This window comes from Pseudoalteromonas sp. A22, from assembly GCF_018141345.1.
Classification (GTDB): Bacteria; Pseudomonadota; Gammaproteobacteria; order Enterobacterales; family Alteromonadaceae; genus Pseudoalteromonas; species Pseudoalteromonas maricaloris.
This window is the reverse complement of record NZ_CP047238.1, coordinates 3,397,501-3,413,362: the sequence shown is the minus strand read 5'-3', so window position 1 is coordinate 3,413,362 and position 15,862 is coordinate 3,397,501. Positions and strand designations below refer to the sequence as shown.

General features: G+C 42.4%; 17 protein-coding genes and 1 tRNA gene. 10 read left to right on the top strand and 8 right to left on the bottom strand.

The window, feature by feature from the left end; genetic code table 11:
• Positions 1-3: 3 nt before the first annotated feature.
• From GSF04_RS20280 to GSF04_RS20270, 3 genes are read left to right on the top strand one after another with little or no spacing between them, the layout of a single operon-like run.
• On the top strand, positions 4-270 hold the full coding sequence (locus GSF04_RS20280) for a YkoF family thiamine/hydroxymethylpyrimidine-binding protein (protein WP_010607228.1): 267 nt from the start codon (positions 4-6) through the stop codon (positions 268-270).
• On the top strand, positions 270-890 hold the full coding sequence (pnuC, locus tag GSF04_RS20275; protein ID WP_039493061.1) for a nicotinamide riboside transporter PnuC: 621 nt from the start codon (positions 270-272) through the stop codon (positions 888-890). The genes GSF04_RS20280 and pnuC overlap by 1 nt, the downstream gene beginning before the upstream one ends.
• The gene (locus GSF04_RS20270; RefSeq protein WP_249122421.1) at positions 853-1,665 is read left to right on the top strand and encodes a phosphotransferase; all 813 of its coding nucleotides are present in this window, start codon (positions 853-855) and stop codon (positions 1,663-1,665) included. The genes pnuC and GSF04_RS20270 overlap by 38 nt, the downstream gene beginning before the upstream one ends.
• A 66-nt stretch (positions 1,666-1,731) precedes the next feature.
• Here GSF04_RS20270 and GSF04_RS20265 read toward each other — a convergent pair whose 3' ends face one another.
• Positions 1,732-1,914 carry a helix-turn-helix domain-containing protein gene (locus tag GSF04_RS20265; RefSeq protein WP_010607231.1) on the bottom strand — a complete coding sequence of 61 codons (183 nt, stop codon included), beginning with the start codon at positions 1,912-1,914 and terminating at the stop codon, positions 1,732-1,734.
• A 197-nt stretch (positions 1,915-2,111) separates the two neighbouring features.
• Here GSF04_RS20265 and GSF04_RS20260 point away from each other — a divergent pair.
• Positions 2,112-2,186, top strand: a tRNA-Arg gene (locus GSF04_RS20260).
• A 14-nt stretch (positions 2,187-2,200) separates the two neighbouring features.
• Here GSF04_RS20260 and GSF04_RS20255 read toward each other — a convergent pair.
• Positions 2,201-3,166, bottom strand: coding sequence for a zinc transporter ZntB (locus tag GSF04_RS20255; protein WP_010607232.1), 966 nt, complete (start codon positions 3,164-3,166; stop codon positions 2,201-2,203).
• Positions 3,167-3,707: 541 nt separating this feature from the next.
• Between GSF04_RS20255 and GSF04_RS20250 the strand changes: the two genes are divergently transcribed.
• From GSF04_RS20250 to GSF04_RS20240, 3 genes are read left to right on the top strand one after another with little or no spacing between them, the layout of a single operon-like run.
• Positions 3,708-4,142 (top strand): ATP-dependent zinc protease, encoded by a 435-nt coding sequence (locus GSF04_RS20250; RefSeq protein WP_010378990.1) that lies wholly within the window; start codon positions 3,708-3,710, stop codon positions 4,140-4,142.
• Positions 4,139-5,044 (top strand): 30S ribosomal protein S6--L-glutamate ligase, encoded by a 906-nt coding sequence (gene rimK, locus GSF04_RS20245; RefSeq protein WP_010378991.1) that lies wholly within the window; start codon positions 4,139-4,141, stop codon positions 5,042-5,044. Before GSF04_RS20250 ends, rimK begins: the two co-directional genes overlap by 4 nt.
• Positions 5,031-6,059 carry a succinylglutamate desuccinylase/aspartoacylase family protein gene (locus tag GSF04_RS20240; protein WP_010378992.1) on the top strand — a complete coding sequence of 343 codons (1,029 nt, stop codon included), beginning with the start codon at positions 5,031-5,033 and terminating at the stop codon, positions 6,057-6,059. The genes rimK and GSF04_RS20240 overlap by 14 nt, the downstream gene beginning before the upstream one ends.
• Here GSF04_RS20240 and GSF04_RS20235 read toward each other — a convergent pair.
• From GSF04_RS20235 to recQ, 4 genes are all read right to left on the bottom strand, one after another.
• Positions 6,049-6,612, bottom strand: coding sequence for a mechanosensitive ion channel domain-containing protein (locus tag GSF04_RS20235; RefSeq protein WP_010378993.1), 564 nt, complete (start codon positions 6,610-6,612; stop codon positions 6,049-6,051). The genes GSF04_RS20240 and GSF04_RS20235 overlap by 11 nt on opposite strands.
• Before the next feature lie 58 nt (positions 6,613-6,670).
• Positions 6,671-8,338 carry a POTRA domain-containing protein gene (locus tag GSF04_RS20230; protein ID WP_130127004.1) on the bottom strand — a complete coding sequence of 556 codons (1,668 nt, stop codon included), beginning with the start codon at positions 8,336-8,338 and terminating at the stop codon, positions 6,671-6,673.
• A gap of 151 nt (positions 8,339-8,489) precedes the next feature.
• Complete coding sequence (locus tag GSF04_RS20225) at positions 8,490-8,777, bottom strand: DUF3630 family protein (protein ID WP_039493070.1); 288 nt, start codon at positions 8,775-8,777, stop codon at positions 8,490-8,492.
• Positions 8,777-10,591, bottom strand: a complete 1,815-nt coding sequence (gene recQ, locus GSF04_RS20220; protein ID WP_045988914.1) for a DNA helicase RecQ — start codon at positions 10,589-10,591, stop codon at positions 8,777-8,779. Before recQ ends, GSF04_RS20225 begins: the two co-directional genes overlap by 1 nt.
• 244 nt (positions 10,592-10,835) lie before the next feature.
• On the opposite strand from recQ, the gene rarD reads away from it, so the two are divergent.
• Complete coding sequence (gene rarD, locus GSF04_RS20215; RefSeq protein ID WP_211200999.1) at positions 10,836-11,675, top strand: EamA family transporter RarD; 840 nt, start codon at positions 10,836-10,838, stop codon at positions 11,673-11,675.
• On the opposite strand, the gene GSF04_RS20210 is transcribed toward rarD, so the two are convergent.
• Complete coding sequence (locus GSF04_RS20210) at positions 11,664-12,899, bottom strand: response regulator (protein WP_211858615.1); 1,236 nt, start codon at positions 12,897-12,899, stop codon at positions 11,664-11,666. The two genes, rarD and GSF04_RS20210, sit on opposite strands and share 12 nt — an antisense overlap.
• Positions 12,900-13,128: 229 nt before the next feature.
• On the bottom strand, positions 13,129-13,500 hold the full coding sequence (gene maoP / locus GSF04_RS20205; RefSeq protein WP_010607241.1) for a DUF413 domain-containing protein: 372 nt from the start codon (positions 13,498-13,500) through the stop codon (positions 13,129-13,131).
• Between the two features lie 87 nt (positions 13,501-13,587).
• On the opposite strand from maoP, the gene GSF04_RS20200 reads away from it, so the two are divergent.
• Both GSF04_RS20200 and GSF04_RS20195 read left to right on the top strand, forming a co-directional pair.
• Positions 13,588-14,433, top strand: coding sequence for a LysR family transcriptional regulator (locus GSF04_RS20200; RefSeq protein WP_010607242.1), 846 nt, complete (start codon positions 13,588-13,590; stop codon positions 14,431-14,433).
• Positions 14,434-14,581: 148 nt separating this feature from the next.
• Positions 14,582-15,511, top strand: a complete 930-nt coding sequence (locus GSF04_RS20195; protein WP_010607243.1) for a porin — start codon at positions 14,582-14,584, stop codon at positions 15,509-15,511.
• Positions 15,512-15,862 lie beyond the last annotated feature (351 nt).

Below are 15,862 nucleotides of genomic sequence, written 5' to 3'. Positions count from 1 at the left end.
CCCATGCAAGTTTCTGTTGAAATAAGCAAATACCCACTGCACCAAGACTATATCCCTTTTATTAAAGGTTTTATTGATAGGCTGAATGAGCATGAAGGGATCAAAGTGATCACAAATACGATGTCAACTCAGGTCTTTGGTGAATTTGATTTAGTGACCTCAGTATTGAATCAAGAAATGAAACACTCATTTGAAGCTTACGGAAAATGTATTTTTGTTTGTAAGTTTATCTCAGGCGATTTATCTCCAGCTGATAGTGCCTACGATTAATGGACTGGTTTACTGAAACCTTTGCAGGGTTCACAGCGATGTCGAGTTGGGAGTATATCGCTGTGGTGCTGGCTGTAGCTTATTTACTGCTGGCAATTCGAGAGAATATTTGGTGTTGGCCAGTGGCCTTTATTAACACCTTCATCTATACCGTGCTGTACTGGAACGGAGCACTAGTGATGGAATCACTACTGCACTTTTACTATATGGTCATGGCCGTTGTTGGCTGGTGGATGTGGCGTCAGGGTGACAAAAACAAGCCCAGTGATATTGTTTCTTGGTCGTTATCAAAACATCTTTCAATCATTGTTATCACTTCAGTGGTTTCCGTTGTGCTCGGGTATTTCACCAAGCATTATATGGCAGCAGATCTCGCCTATTTAGATAGCTTTACCACGTGCTTTGCGGTGGTGACGACCTATTTAGTGGCTAAGAAAATTCTTGAAAACTGGTTATATTGGGTCGTGATTGATGCAGCCTCCATCTACCTTTATTACCTTAAAGGTTTCTATCCTACGCTGGTACTATTTATTTTCTACACCTTGATGGCGTGTTGGGGCTACAAGCGTTGGTACGAAGAATATGAAGCTAAGCAAGGAAAGACGCTTGCAGCACTCTGAGCTTGAAAAATTAAAACTAAAGGTGGATACCGTATTCAAGGTTTCAGCTGAGCGATTAGAAAAGCTAACTAAGGGTGTGAGTAACAATAATTACCTGATGGTGAGTAAGGGCGAAAGCTACCTATTAAAATGCTATAGCCATGGTATTCCTACTGAGGCATTAAAGGCACAGAATGAGTTAGCACAGCAAGGCATTACTTCTAAAGTACTGCAGTACGACCTACGCACTCGTATGGCACTATTCACCTTTATGCCAGAAGTGTGTGCTGAGCCAAAGTTAAATACTGCGTTGTTAGCACAAGTTATTCAGGTGCATAGCTTAGAGCTTGAAGTATACGAGGTGCTGGACCTAGTCGGTTATGTTCAGGCTATTGATGAGAAATTGCGTCACTTAGTTGATATCGAATGGCTTATCGAAAGCTTAGCTTCTTTACCTGTGGATCAGGCGTTTTGCCATAATGACTTAGTCATGAGCAATATTATTCAAAGCCCAGAGGGGATTCGGTTAATCGACTTTGAGTATGCTTGTCATAGTGACATCTTTTTTGATTTAGCAGCGCTGGTGTGTAGTTTTAGCTGTGGTGTTGAAGCAGCACTTACGATAGTTGAGTCTTACTTTTCTCTAAAGCGGCAAGCAATGCCTTCATACGCTCAAGCTAAACTGACGGTATTTTGCCAAATTTATTTGATTGTTAGCATCCAATGGTACGAGCAGCGCGGCGTAATGATAGAAGCCGAAAAGCTTAGGCAGTTACTGAAGCAGTGGATACTGTAGCTACAAGCTGAGCCAGTAGTATGTGATATTCCTTGATCACATTACTGGCCATCACTATTGGGTAGTTTAAATCCCACCCAGTCGCTGTGCTAGCTCTTTGTATTTTTCAACATCGGCTTTGTCAAAGATAGGTTCGCCATTGGCATCAGTGTCTTTGGCGACTAGCAAGTTTTCTCGTGCGAGGCGTCTTACGCGCTCAACCTTTACGTCAAGAAACTCTGCAACTTGCTCTGTTGTCATCGGTGTCATATTTGGGATCCTCAATGATGTATCGCGATATTTCTGAACGGGCAGCAATATCAGTCTATTTTATTATTTTCAAAGCATAGTTGAATAACTGGTTTTTTGCCCAAAGTACAGCTTTTTTTAAAAAATAGGTTACTAATTAGTCATATAGCAAACATTGTCTGGCAATTGCCTGCACTTAGCATTATTATGTTGGCGACGCTCTCGTGGTGAAATGGATATCACGTAGCCCTCCGGAGGCTGAGTTCTAGGTTCGATCCCTAGCGAGAGCGCCAATGCTTACTCCTACTTACAACCAGCCTTTGCGTTTAAAGTACACGCCAATACCGCCAGTTAGTACCACCAACATAATAACAAAAAAGGCAAATGCGCCACCCCATTCAGTGCCAGGAATACCGCCAATATTTACCCCTAACAAGCCTGTTAAAAATCCAAGTGGTAAGAATAACGCTGCAACGACGGACATCACGTACATTCTTTGGTTTAATTGTTCATTTTGATGGTTGGTGATCGCATTTTGGATCACTTGTGCACGCTCAATCGCTGCCTCTAATTCTTCGATATATCGACTTAAGGCATTGCTCGCCTCTTCAATCATGTGTCGATGATCTTCATCTAGCCAAGCAATCTTTGCCAATAGCAGTTCGCTAATAGCAAGCTTTTGTGGCTTAAGATAGCGTTTTAAACCAATGGTTTGCCTTCTTAATGTTGAAAGTTGCTGATAGTTTGGCAGCTGCTCACTGCTTTCCATCGCGTCTTCAAATTCATCAAGCTGTTCTTCTATTTGCCAGATGATGTCTTGCATTCGCACAGAAAGTCGCATCACCAATGTAGACAGTAACTCACCGATACTTTTTGCGCCTTGACCCTTTTTAAGCGATGCCAGCATATCTTGGGCGGACATAATATGGCGCTTACGACAGGTGATAAGTAGTTTATCGTTTGCAAAACAGCGAATAGAAACCATGTCTTCAGGGCTTTGCTTGGGGTTAAGGTTCACGCCACGTAAGAACACTAGCAAACCTTCATCGCCATTAGCCGTTCTCGGACGAGTTTCATCTGCGGTTAGCGCTTCTCTTTCCCAGTCATCCAAAAACGTTTGTTGCTTCAGCCATTCGGTCGTTTCGTCGAAGCTGTAGTCAAAATGGAGCCAAAGTGGCTCCTTGTGAATTACGGATTTTACTTCACTCAGATCGCAAAGTAGCCGACCGCCACCTTGACCGTCGAGCACAAACGCATGGAGTAATCCAGTCATAGCTAATTCCTATTAAAAAGTTCGTCCCAAGACTGACATAGATAATTTAATTTTCAAATTCATTTAGGACCTGTTGATCTTTGCTGTTTGATTTTTGTTCTCCTGAGTGTGTTTTGATCGCGACGCTCGACTTGCCGCCTAGTAATCTAGGCAAAAGTTGAGCAACAATGAACAAAGCGCACTCAGGTGAACCCAAAGGGCAGCGCTTGATTGGCATTTCTACTGTGTTATCGCCTGATTTACATAGAATAACTATGCTACGCAGGCTCTGCCTAGTATAAATGGCAATCAAACTGCTGCAAAAACAAACTTGAAAGGTCAACAGGTCCTAAAATCTTGGCGATGAAATAAATTGTTTGAATACTCTATTTTACTTTAGCTCAGTATAGGGCTTTACCTTGAAAAATGTGTAAGTGGTGTTACTGTAAGTTAAGGTGCTTGGCTTAACAGAGCGTTTTTATCTTTAGGATAAATTTATTTTGTTTTTCAAGTGACTTGAATCAGCGTATAAGTCCGAACTCATTTTGTACGAGAGCATAATATGATCACAGTTGGTTGGAGAGAGTGGCTTTCCTTACCTGATTTAGGTATCGAAAAAATCAAAGCGAAAGTAGATACTGGAGCAAGAACATCATGTCTGCATGCCTTTAAGGTTGAGCCTTTCAAAACAGAACAAGATGAACTTTGGGTAAGGTTTTGGATCCATCCCAAACAAGACAATACCGACTATGAAGTCTGTAGTGAAGCAAAAGTAGTAGATGAGCGCGTTGTTACCGATTCAGGCGGTCATAAAGAACTACGTTATGTAATAGAAACAAATTTAACTATCGGCAATCAGGCTTGGCCAATTGAAATCACGCTAAGCAATAGAGAAACCATGAAATTTAGAATGTTACTGGGCCGCACGGCGATGCGAGGCCGCATCCTTGTTGATCCAGAACAGTCATACTTAAGTAATAAAACGGATAAATCATGAAAATTGGCATTCTTTCAAGGAATCAATCTTTGTATTCAACACGTCGTTTAATTGAAGCGGCAGAGCAGCGTGGGCATGAAGTTGAGGTTATTGACGCGCTACGTTGTTATATGAATATCAATAGTAGTGAGCCTGAAATTCACTTTAAGGGTCAGCAGTTGAGCGGCTTTGATGCGATTGTTCCGCGAATTGGTGCCTCTGTGACGTTTTATGGTTGTGCGGTACTCAGACAGTTTGAAATGATGGGGGTTTACCCATTGAATGAGTCTGTTGCAATCACTCGCTCAAGAGATAAGTTACGTTCATTACAGTTACTGTCAAGAAAAGGCGTAGGCATGCCAATCACAGGCTTTGCCAGTAAGCCTGATGACGTTAAAGACTTACTGGAAATGGTTGGCGGCACACCGGTTGTGATCAAGCTACTAGAAGGCACACAAGGTATTGGTGTGGTGTTAGCTGAGACACGAAAAGCGGCGGAAAGCGTTATCGAAGCATTTATGGGCTTAAAAGCCAACATCATGGTGCAAGAGTATATTAAAGAAGCTGGTGGTGCGGACATTCGCTGTTTCGTTATCGGCGACCGTGTCATTGCCGCGATGAAGCGTCAAGCGCAAGAGGGCGAATTCCGTTCAAATCTGCATCGAGGTGGTTCTGCGACATTGGTAAAAATCACTCCGGAAGAGCGCCGCACTGCAATTGCTGCAGCAAAAGCCATGGGCCTAAATGTTGCCGGTGTAGATTTATTGCGTTCAGAGCGTGGTCCTTTGGTGATGGAAGTGAACTCATCTCCGGGCCTTGAGGGCATTGAAAAGGCAACAGGTAAAGACATTGCTAGCTTGATCATCTCCTTTATCGAGAAGAATGCAGCGGCGAAAAGGACTGCTACACGTGGCAAAGGTTAAAATCAACCAACCCTTTACGTTATTAGATACACGAGTGGGTGTTGCTGAAAGGCAGACTGTCCAGTTGGAAGTGGCCAAGCTCTACACCCACACACCAATGACTATTCCGATTGAAGTCGTTAATGGCGCAGAGGCCGGACCGGTACTTTTGGTCTGTGCCGCAATTCATGGTGATGAATTAAATGGCGTCGAGGTCGTGCGCCAGCTATTAAGTAAAGTCGATGCGGCAACGCTACGTGGCACCTTGATAGCGGTGCCTATCGTAAATATCTTTGGCTTTATTCATAAGTCTCGCTATTTACCTGATAGACGAGACCTAAACCGCTGTTTTCCAGGTTCTGAGCAAGGCTCGTTAGGGGCTCGAATGGCATCTATGTTTTTCGATTTGGTGGTAAAAAAATGCACCCATATTATCGATTTACATACCGGCGCGATTCATCGCTCTAATTTACCGCAGATCCGTGGTGACTTGTCCTGCGAAATGACCAAAGAAATGGCGATGGCGTTTGGTACGCCGGTTGCGATAGATGCGCGACTGCGTAACGGCTCGTTGCGAAGTGAAGCGGCGGGATTGGACATTCCTGTTATCACCTATGAGGCGGGAGAAGCGTTGCGGTTTGACTCATTGGCCATTGCTGCTGGATTGCAAGGGGTTGAAAATGTCATGCGTAAACTCAGAATGTTGCGTGGACGTCGCAGGAAGCAACGTCATGACGCAGTTATCGCGGCTGCAACAAGTTGGGTGCGTGCAGACGTTGATGGTATTGTTCGAGCACAAGTTAACTTGGGGGAACGCGTATCAAAAGGTCAAATCTTGGCTTATATAGACAGTCCATTAGGTCAAAGCGAAGAAGCGATTATCGCGCCTCGTAGTGGGATAGTGATTGGCCAACAAATGCTACCTTTGGTGAATGAAGGAGACGCAGTTTTTCATTTGGCTTACTTTGCACATGCAAATAGCATTGTTGAACAACAGCTAGAAACTTTTATTGACGATATAGGCCCTATTTCTTAGGGCCTAATGTTCTTCTTGGTGTTGGAACCTGTTTAGGTTTAGCTGGTTCCTGACTAAGCACCATAACGGGTCGAGTAACAAACAAGTTGTTAGGATATACGACCTTATGGCCGTCAACATGGCGCAGTACTACACTCATCAGTCCCATCTCTACAATGCAGCCTTCAACAAAGTTTGCACCGTCGACAATTCTTACCCAATTCCCAACGCGATAATCGTTTTGAATAAACATAAGTAAAAACGAAGTCAGATTGGAAAGTAATGACCAACCGGCAAACATGGCAACACCAAGCATCGCAAATAACGATGAACCAAGCACCAGTAAACCACGAAGTTCTATGCCCCAGAATACGAGCATAAAACAGACGAATACAAAGGCAACGAGTACACGAACGAGTAAGTCGGCACGTTGTTTACGATGAGAGTCTATTTTTCCGCGTGTTACTTTTTCTAAGAGTTTGCAACATGCTTTCATCAATAGTGGGAAGGATAATAGCGCCACCAAAGTTACAATTAGCTTGTATTGACTGAGTGCGAAATCTAACAAATGCAAAGTCGTATCCTAAGAAATTTTTTCTGCTTTATATCATGTTTATTGTTGTGCGACACCGTTAAAAGCGATTTTTTACCGTTAATAGCCACTGTACGCTATCGACGTTATCCGGGCCATTAATTGGCGCGGCCAAATCTATATGAACCATGATATCTGAATTGGCTCGGCTAGGTGCTAAACGTAAACCAATGCCGACATTTTTTAGGACAGATTCATCAGCTTCAATCGGTAGGTGAGAGTGGTATGCGCGACCCACGTCAAAAAAGGCCGCACCGCCAATTTTGAATAAGCGCAGTAAGTCATATTCCCAGTAATAGCGCTTTTCGATATTGAGTAGCATACTGCGACTACCTTGTTGATATTTTATTGGGTATCCGCGAAGCCCGGTTTCCCCCCCTAACGTAATTTGATTATCAAAGGTTAGGTTATTTCCATAGGTATAGCTTGCATTGATAAACCAAGACTCATACAAGCTGGTATTTAAATAGTATTGAAAGGTCGTTTTCGCTATTAGGTTTTCGGTTTTATCTGTGTCTTTGTTCCAGTTGCCACTAACATCAAAATAAAAACGCCATAAACTGTGATCTGAGGTGTAGTGCGCTGTATTGGCAGAAAATGAATAGACAAGACGCTCAGTATCGTCACTCCAAGATTCGGCTGAATAGCCAAATAGAGCATTAATATTCCAACCTAAATTAAGATCCTCTGTACGATAAATCGAGTCGAAATTGCGTACCTTTACATAGGAATCTTCAAACCACTGAGCTTGAACATAAGGGTAGGTGAGCGTTCTATCTTGTGCAATGGGTAAAGTGGTATCAGCTATCTCACGGAAGGTATGTTGCTCATGTCTAACGCCTGCGATGAGACGACGAGTCCAACTGCCCGATAGCGCTTTTGAGTGTCCGAAGTAGACTTGCGTGACATCCGTGGATTGACTGAACTCTGAGATTGTTTCACCTTCAGAATATATGGGTTCTTCGCGTTTGTCTGAATAACTTGTAAAACCATAACTATATGGAGTATCGGTTGCAAAAAATGGATAGCTCACATCAATATAGTGGCGTTCACCATCGTCATTATCTGAATATTCTACGCGACCACGATATCTTGAGTTTAAAATATTAGGGTCATCATAGACAAACTGATAACCAGAGCGGTCGACCTCTTGTATGTGGGTAAAAGAAAGGCGCTTTCCCCAGCCAAATAAATTACTTTCTCTAAACCCAATTCGAGAAGTATTTTCCCCACCACTACGACTAAAACTTAAATCGGGCAATAGTGTCCAAAGATCCCGCGTTACAACCGTAACTAAAATATCACCATCACAGTTTTCCACGGCATAGATACGAGCATCATATAGGTATGATTGATTGCGAAGGAGTCGCTCGGATTCACTGAGTTTTCTTGGGTTGTAAGCATCCCCTTCCTGAAATAGGAGCACGCTTTTTAATACTTCGGGCTTGGTTTGAATATGATAACGGTTGGCAAATCGGAATAGGGCATTGTCTTCTTCAGGTTTATCGGTATCGAAAACATTAAGTTGTTTTAGAGTGATAGCGACGACCTTTTTACCTTCTGCAGGCTCAGGATAGGCTTGTTTGCTGTCTAGCTGGCGTGAAAGATTTTGGTCGCTTTGTGCTTCAACTCGGTTATTACCACAGCTATTAGCAAAATCAACAGCAGGCACTTTTTCAGCTTGCGCAGCTGCATTTAGGCTACACATTAGCACAATACTATTACACGAAATCCTCTTTACATTCATCACAGAGCCTTTAAGTCTAATATTCCTTTAGTATGGATTATATTGTTGCAGCTTGCTTTAGTTCTGCAACAAAAGTAATAATATTTATAGACTTAAAGAGCTTTATGTGGACTTAACGAGAAAGTTGTTGGCGTAGGAAAGGTAGGAGCTCTAAGGCATCAACGCCATCAGGAGCTATCCACACACTTTCACTGTAATGTTCAAAATTTAAATTAAAATTACAGCTTTTATATGAAAAACGCCACTGATGTCTATCCGCGCCAGCAGAGAATTCAATTAATTGAATCTCATCTTGATGTAAGAATATTTGCCCCCAAAGTTCAAATTCATCGTCTTGAGGTGTAATTTCACAGCTGACGATAATCACCTCGTGTGAATTATCCAAAGTGAGTGTAGTCATTATTCTCTTTCCAAATAATTGCGAATGAGCTGCATGAAAGGGGCACCGTACTTGCTGAGCTTAGTAAAACCGACACCAGATACTTGCAAAAACTCACTATCAGTTGTTGGCGTTCTTTGTGCCATTTCAGCCAACGTTCGGTCGTTAAATACAACATACGGCGGTACATCATCTTCATCTGCGAGCTGCTTTCTGAGTGCACGAAGCTTAGCAAATAGTTTCTTATCGTAATTAAACTGAGCCAGTTTATCTTGATAGACATGCTTAGCTACAAGTCTTGGTTCTGCGAGTTGTAGCACATATTCGCCACGAAGTACGGCGCGGGCGGCTTCTGTTAATCTAAGCGTTGCGCCTTGAGTAATATCTTGACTCAATAAACCATGATGGATCAATTGACGTAAGATACTCAGCCAAAATTCATTGCTGTGCTCTTTCCCGATCCCATAGGTTGAGAGGGTATGGTGATTTTGTTCTCTGATCCTTGCGGTATTTGCCCCACGCAAAATATCCACAATGTAACCAATGCCAAAGCGTTGTTCTGCGCGGTATACGCACGATAACGCTTGTTGGGCAACTAATGTGCCATCAAATTGTTTCGGTGGATTAAGGCAAATATCACAGTTACCGCATGCTTCACGTTGATATTCGCTGAAGTAATTGAGCAAAATTTGACGACGACAGGTTTGCGCTTCAGCAAAACTCGACATCGCCTGAAAGCGCTGCTCTTCGACCTTACGACGTTGCTCGTCTGGAATATCTTCAAAAAAGCGTCTAACGCGGGGAATATCTGCAGGATCAAAGTACATAACGGCTTCAGCTGCTAAGCTATCTCGCCCTGCACGGCCGGTTTCTTGATAATACGCTTCTACACTTTTAGGAATATCATAGTGAACCACAAATCGCACGTTGGGTTTATTGATCCCCATCCCAAAAGCAACGGTTGCAACTACGATTTGAATGTCATCTCGGGCGAAGCGGTTTTGTACAAACTGGCGCTGATCATTATCTAGACCTGCGTGATAACCAGCTGCATTGAACCCGGCATCAATCAGCTTCTCGGCAATATCATCAACACGTTTACGGCTACCACAATAGATTATGCCACTTTGCCCCTTTTGCTCTTTTAAATAGCGGATCAATTGCGACAGGGGTTTGAACTTTTCTTCGATGGTGTAACGAATATTGGGTCTGTCAAAGCTACCGGTATAGATAAATGGTGCTTGCATACCTAATTGCTGGACAATATCTTTTCGTGTCGCTAAATCAGCCGTTGCGGTTAATGCCATCATCGGAACAGACGGAAAATGTTGACGCAATTCTTTTAAACGAAAATAGTGCGGTCTAAAGTCATGTCCCCAGTGGGATACACAGTGAGCTTCATCAATGGCAAATAAACTGATGTTACAGTTGGATATGCGTTCAATAAAGTCTCGTTGTAAGGCCTTTTCTGGTGCAACGTAAAGCAGCTTTAAACGACCTTGGAAAAGCGCGTCATAGATATCTCTTTGCTGCTCCCAAGCGACGCTGTTGTTGATATATTCAGCGGCTATGCCTTGTGCTTTTAACTGCGCGACCTGATCTTGCATTAATGAGATAAGTGGCGATATAACAATTGTCACGCCTGCAAATAATGCTGCTGGGACTTGGTAACAGAGTGATTTACCGCCGCCGGTAGGCAGTAGTACAAGCGTATCCTGACCAGCTAAGCTAGACTGAATAATATCAAGCTGACCATCTCTAAACGTACTGTAGCCAAAGACATCTTTCAGTACTGAATGAGGGTCGTTAATTGGGGTGCTTACGAGGGTATCCATCGGCGTCATTTTAGAGCTTTTTTTGAACCTTGTCTTTGCTTTTTATCTAATCTTAAGAGACTTGAATAAGTTTTGAGCACTTGTAGGCTTTAAACTTTGTGATTGTGAATTCATCGAACTTTCATCGCCGTGATTAGTAAAAATGAGTATAATGATTGACCTCTTAGTTGATCCCTCCAAAGGTTAAACGCCCGTGATTGAAGAACAAAAGAAAGGCCACTTACTCGCTGTACTCGCCTTTTTTATGTGGGGACTTGCACCCATCTATTTTAAGCAACTCGTCCATGTCGACGCGATTGAGATACTCATTCATCGCGTTGTGTGGTCTGTATTTTTTATTGCACTAATTGTACTGGCAAAACAGCAATGGCCCAAAATTAAGGCCATACTGGCTAATCCTAAGTTGCTGGCGATGTTGACCCTCACTGCGTTGCTGTTGGGTTTTAACTGGGGTTTATTTATTTGGTCAGTGAATAACGGCTTTATGTTAGACGCGAGTTTGGGTTATTACATCAACCCATTACTTAACGTGCTATTGGGAATGCTGTTCTTATCGGAAAGGTTGAGAACGGCGCAAAAGTTTGCTGTGCTATTAGCGATAGTGGGTGTGGTATTACAGTTAATTAGTTTTGGCTCATTCCCTGTCATTGCGTTTTCACTGGCGGGATCGTTTGCGATATATGGATTGTTACGTAAGACTTTAGCGGTTGAATCGCTTCCGGGATTGCTGGTGGAAGCCCTTATTCTCACCCCAATTGCACTGGCTTATTGGTGGTGGGTTGAGCCGAGTGCCACAAGCAACCTTTGGAATAATGATTGGTACACCAACACGCTTTTGATAAGTGCGGGTGTGGTGACAACTTTGCCTTTGTTATGCTTTACCGCAGCAGCAAAACGGATACCCTACACGACACTTGGCTTTTTTCAATATATCGGGCCGAGCTTAATGTTCATATTGGCGGTACTCTTTTATGGGGAAGCCTTTGATGCAGAACGAGCAATAACGTTTGCCTTTATTTGGGGAGCGCTGGTGATGTTTAGCTTTGATTCTTATCGAGATAAAAGAAAGCGCTTAGTGAACTAAGCGGTTTCTTCCCGAAGCTTTCGCCTGATATAAACGCTCATCGGCTCGTTTTATCAGGCTTTCTATGTCCGTAGTCACCTGAGCGGCAAGTCCCATTGAAACGGTAAATGAGATCTGCTGTTCAGTCAGTTCGTTACTACTTTGCTCTAAATATTCCCTAAAGCACTCCAGTCTTTCTTTGCAATGATCAGCCACCGTATCTTTAAAATATATCGCAAACTCTTCGCCGCCTAATCGAGCGACTAAATCATTGGGAAAGTATTGAGCAAACGCTTGGCCAATTGACTCAAGCACTGCATCGCCGCCTTCATGGCCATATTTGTCATTTACTTGCTTAAAATGATCTATATCTATCATAGCGATCAGCCCGTAGAGCTCCTTTTTATGTCTTGCTTTTAGGCTTTTCTTTACGGTATCGAAAAAGTAGCGTCGATTTGGCAAGCTGGTTAGATAGTCTGTATTTGCTTGTCGGCGTATCGTTTGAATATGTTCTAGCATATCGACGTTCTGGCTAAGACGGCAGTAAAACTCTTCAGCGTTAAAGGGTTTTCTGAGGTAGTCATTAGCACCATTTTTCAAAAATCGTGTAGATAAATTTTCGGTTTCAACTCCAGATATACCAATTATCGCTTTATCATCATCAGTGTAGAGTCGCCTAATTTCGATACATAACTCTTCGCCTCGCATATTTGGCATTTCATTGTCGGTAATGATCACTGAAATATCTGGATTGTCTTTTAATACCGCGAGTGCCTCTATGCCATCACAGGCTTCTAGTACCTGATATTTATGGCGAGTGAGGAGTGCTGAGACATAGTGTCTCGACGAAATAGAGTCGTCCACAACCAGTACTCTGACATTTTCATTTCTTGGCAGGCGTTCTAATTGGCGACGTAAATAATGATAGGCTTGTTTATTTTCCTTGGTGATATAGTCGATGATGGGGTATTGCTCAACGATTGAGCGAGTCTGACTTTCAAGATTACCAGTCATCACTATGGTAGGTATATCAGCTTCAACCGTGCAAGGAATAGCTTCTCCAAGTGGCGCATCAGGTAACACAAAATCTACCACGGCACAAAAATAGTCGTGCTGTGATAATAATGCTTTGGCTTCAGCCAAAGACTCTGCAATATCTACATGATATCCCACAGTGGTTGCAATATGCTTTTGCACCTTCGCAATGGTGGGGGTGTCTTCAATGATTAAGATTTTCCGTAACACAACCTTCGCCAATCATTTCCTGTTTTACTAATTCTTAACCTAACTGCGCTTAATTGCAATGCTTGTGCTAATAAACAGATAACGACTAAGAACAAAATACGAGAAAGATAGGGGGTGATGAGGTAATCGAGATTGAAATGGGATTGATAATAGAAGTGCTTAGACACCAACGACAGAAATAAGGTTACTCTGTTGGCGTCTAAGCTTGATAGGATTTAGACGATTTCGCTTATAGCTCGTCGTCAATATCTACCGGGATCACCACGCTACCATCGTTTTGAACTTTAGAGCGTCCAAATAGCGTGTGAAACTTTGTCTTACACGTAGTATGCTTCAAATATTTGGTCCAGGCTTTTTCTACAGCGTTAGTTGGAGGAATTAACCCTTCCATTACCTGAACAAACTGGGATTGGAAACTGTTTTGAGGTTCTTCTGCTTTGCTGTATAAGCTTCTTAATGTGGCACCACAGCGTTCAAGAATTTCGGCTTCTTGTAGCGTGAAGTGACCACTGCGTCCGAATCCTCTAGGGAAGTTGGCGTCATCATAAAAGGCTCTGGGGCTTGCAAATGCATTTTTCAAAGTCGCTAAATTATGATCCATAACTGAGTCCTCTAAGATTATCTGGCTGGAGTATGGACCAAGTTTTATAATTTTTTAAACGAGTAATTTTTATCGTCAGGAAGAAAAATGGACATAGATCTATTAAAAACTTTTGTCGAAGTTGTCAAAACCCGTCACTTCGGTCGAGCGGCAGAAAATTTATACATCACTCAGTCAGCTGTAAGTTTTAGGATCCGTCAGCTTGAGCAAAGTTTAGGAGTGAATCTTTTTATTCGCCAGCGTAACAATATTCAGTTAACTGCGCCAGGTGAAAGGTTGTTACCACACGCCAAAATGATCTTAACTGGGATGCAGCGCGCCAAAGTCGATGTTGCGCTTGCAAACAATATGCACAAGCAATTGTCATTGAGCGGCACGGCTAATATTTGGGACGCATTTTTACAATTCGGGATTAACCATATTGTATCTGCTATGCCCGGAGTATCGCTTGTTGCTGAAGTGAAAGCACAGCAAGAAAGCACGCGACTATTATTAGAGCGAACACTGGACCTTGCTGTACTATTCGATCCGCCAAAAGTGGATGAACTGGTTGTTAAGCCGATCAGCGATCTTGCTATTATTCCTGTAAGCACTTTTGATAACGCAACAAAGGAAGACTTTTTTGACAACCAGTATGTTTATGTTGATTGGGGAACTGCTTTTTCTCTATGGCATGCAAAACAGTTCACTGGCGCAACCCCTCCTTATTTTAGAACCAGCACCGGCAGAATAGCACTCGATCTTATTCTTCAGTGTGGTGGCTCTGCATTTGTGCCAGAAGCGTTAGCGTTAGAGTCCATTGAGGCTGGAAGGTTGACTCAAGTTGATGAAGTAGAAAGTAACTCAAGAGAGATATTTGTGGCATATCACAAAGACAACGACCAACTAGAGCAAATAGAAACCATCGTAAATTTACTGGGGGCGGTGAAGTAATTCTTATAATGAATCTTTTGTGACGCATTTCTTAAAGTTGGGTGTCATTTTATTTTCAGAAATATTTTATGTGTAATATTTTTGTCATTTACCAGTGTCAAACTGCGCGTGTTTTGAAAATACGTGTTGCGATATTGAGGAAATACACATGAAACTAACTAAGACTGCTTTAGCGCTATCATTACTAAGTGCATTCACTTTTCAAGCAAACGCTGAAGTAGATGTTTATGGTAAAGCGAATGTATCGGTACAATCTTCTGACGATGGTGCAGGTTCAGTTACTGAAATTAAAAGTAACGCCTCTCGCTTTGGTTTCAAAGGTTCTGAGAAATTAGACTCTGGTTTAGAAGTTATTTATAAGCTTGAGTTCCAAGTAGATGTCTCTGACGCTGATTCAAAAGGTGATAAAGACAATATTACTGCACGTAATCAGTACGTGGGTTTAAAAGGTAACTTCGGTGAAGTGGTTATCGGCCGTAATGACACAGCATTAAAACAGTCTCAAGGTAAGTTAGACCAGTTCAACGACCTTGAGGGTGACATTAAGGTACTCTTTAAAGGCGAAAACCGCTTAGGTGATTCAATTTCCTACAAGTCGCCAAGCTTTAATGGCTTTAGAGTACTAGGAAGCTTTATTGCTGAAGACAGCGAAGAAGGTGAAAACGGTTTCTCTACTGCGCTAACATACGGCGATGCTGGATTGAAAGAGTCAGCTGTCTATGCAGCGATTGCGGCAGATAGCGAAGTAAATGGCTATGATACGGTTCGTTTCACTGTTCAAGGTAAGGTAGCTGACTTCAAACTTGGTGCAATGTACCAGACACAAGAAAAGGTGGATGGAAGTGCAGAGGCCGATGGGTACTTGCTGAATGCAGCGTACAAATTGGGCAATGCGACATTGAAAGCGCAGTATCAAGTTATTGACTTCGATGCCGGTGACAAAGTAGATGGTGTTTCTGTCGGTGTTGATTACAAGCTTGCTAAAAACGCGAAGGTTTATGGTTTCTACTCAACATTTGATGCAGACAACCAAGTAGAAAAGGATTATCTAGGCTTAGGTATCGAGTATAAGTTTTAATTTATAGACTTTATCCGAGCTTAAATATAGTAAAACACCCGCCTAATGCGGGTGTTTTTGTTTGTTCTATATTCGGATTGTTTTCTTTTTGCTCGAACAAACGTTTTTTCGCAATTTTCTTTAAAAAAAGGGTTGCACTAAAATCGGATCGCCCTATAATGCGACCCCACTGACACGGGGCGCTACGCTGAAAAGCAAAGCAGCAACGAGTTAGCGTCAAGTAAAACTTAAGTTAGAAACTTCTTCTCAAGAAATTCAAAATTAAGTGTTGACAAAAAATCGGGAATGCTTAGAATGCACATCCCTCGAAACAACGAAATGTTTCGAAACGTTCTTTAAAAATATGAAGCA

What these genes read in the sequence shown, in the direction of transcription:
- GSF04_RS20225 (WP_039493070.1), bottom strand. Translation starts at nt 8,777, where the DNA reads ATGACTACACTCACTTTGGATAATTCACACGAGGTGATTATCGTCAGC.
- GSF04_RS20195 (WP_010607243.1), top strand. Translation starts at nt 14,582, where the DNA reads ATGAAACTAACTAAGACTGCTTTAGCGCTATCATTACTAAGTGCATTC.
- GSF04_RS20250 (WP_010378990.1), top strand. Translation starts at nt 3,708, where the DNA reads ATGATCACAGTTGGTTGGAGAGAGTGGCTTTCCTTACCTGATTTAGGT.
- GSF04_RS20265 (WP_010607231.1), bottom strand. Translation starts at nt 1,914, where the DNA reads ATGACACCGATGACAACAGAGCAAGTTGCAGAGTTTCTTGACGTAAAG.
- rimK (WP_010378991.1), top strand. Translation starts at nt 4,139, where the DNA reads ATGAAAATTGGCATTCTTTCAAGGAATCAATCTTTGTATTCAACACGT.
- recQ (WP_045988914.1), bottom strand. Translation starts at nt 10,591, where the DNA reads ATGGATACCCTCGTAAGCACCCCAATTAACGACCCTCATTCAGTACTG.
- maoP (WP_010607241.1), bottom strand. Translation starts at nt 13,500, where the DNA reads ATGGATCATAATTTAGCGACTTTGAAAAATGCATTTGCAAGCCCCAGA.
- GSF04_RS20255 (WP_010607232.1), bottom strand. Translation starts at nt 3,166, where the DNA reads ATGACTGGATTACTCCATGCGTTTGTGCTCGACGGTCAAGGTGGCGGT.
- GSF04_RS20270 (WP_249122421.1), top strand. Translation starts at nt 853, where the DNA reads ATGAAGCTAAGCAAGGAAAGACGCTTGCAGCACTCTGAGCTTGAAAAA.
- pnuC (WP_039493061.1), top strand. Translation starts at nt 270, where the DNA reads ATGGACTGGTTTACTGAAACCTTTGCAGGGTTCACAGCGATGTCGAGT.
- GSF04_RS20200 (WP_010607242.1), top strand. Translation starts at nt 13,588, where the DNA reads ATGGACATAGATCTATTAAAAACTTTTGTCGAAGTTGTCAAAACCCGT.
- GSF04_RS20230 (WP_130127004.1), bottom strand. Translation starts at nt 8,338, where the DNA reads ATGTGTAGCCTAAATGCAGCTGCGCAAGCTGAAAAAGTGCCTGCTGTT.
- rarD (WP_211200999.1), top strand. Translation starts at nt 10,836, where the DNA reads ATGTGGGGACTTGCACCCATCTATTTTAAGCAACTCGTCCATGTCGAC.
- GSF04_RS20280 (WP_010607228.1), top strand. Translation starts at nt 4, where the DNA reads ATGCAAGTTTCTGTTGAAATAAGCAAATACCCACTGCACCAAGACTAT.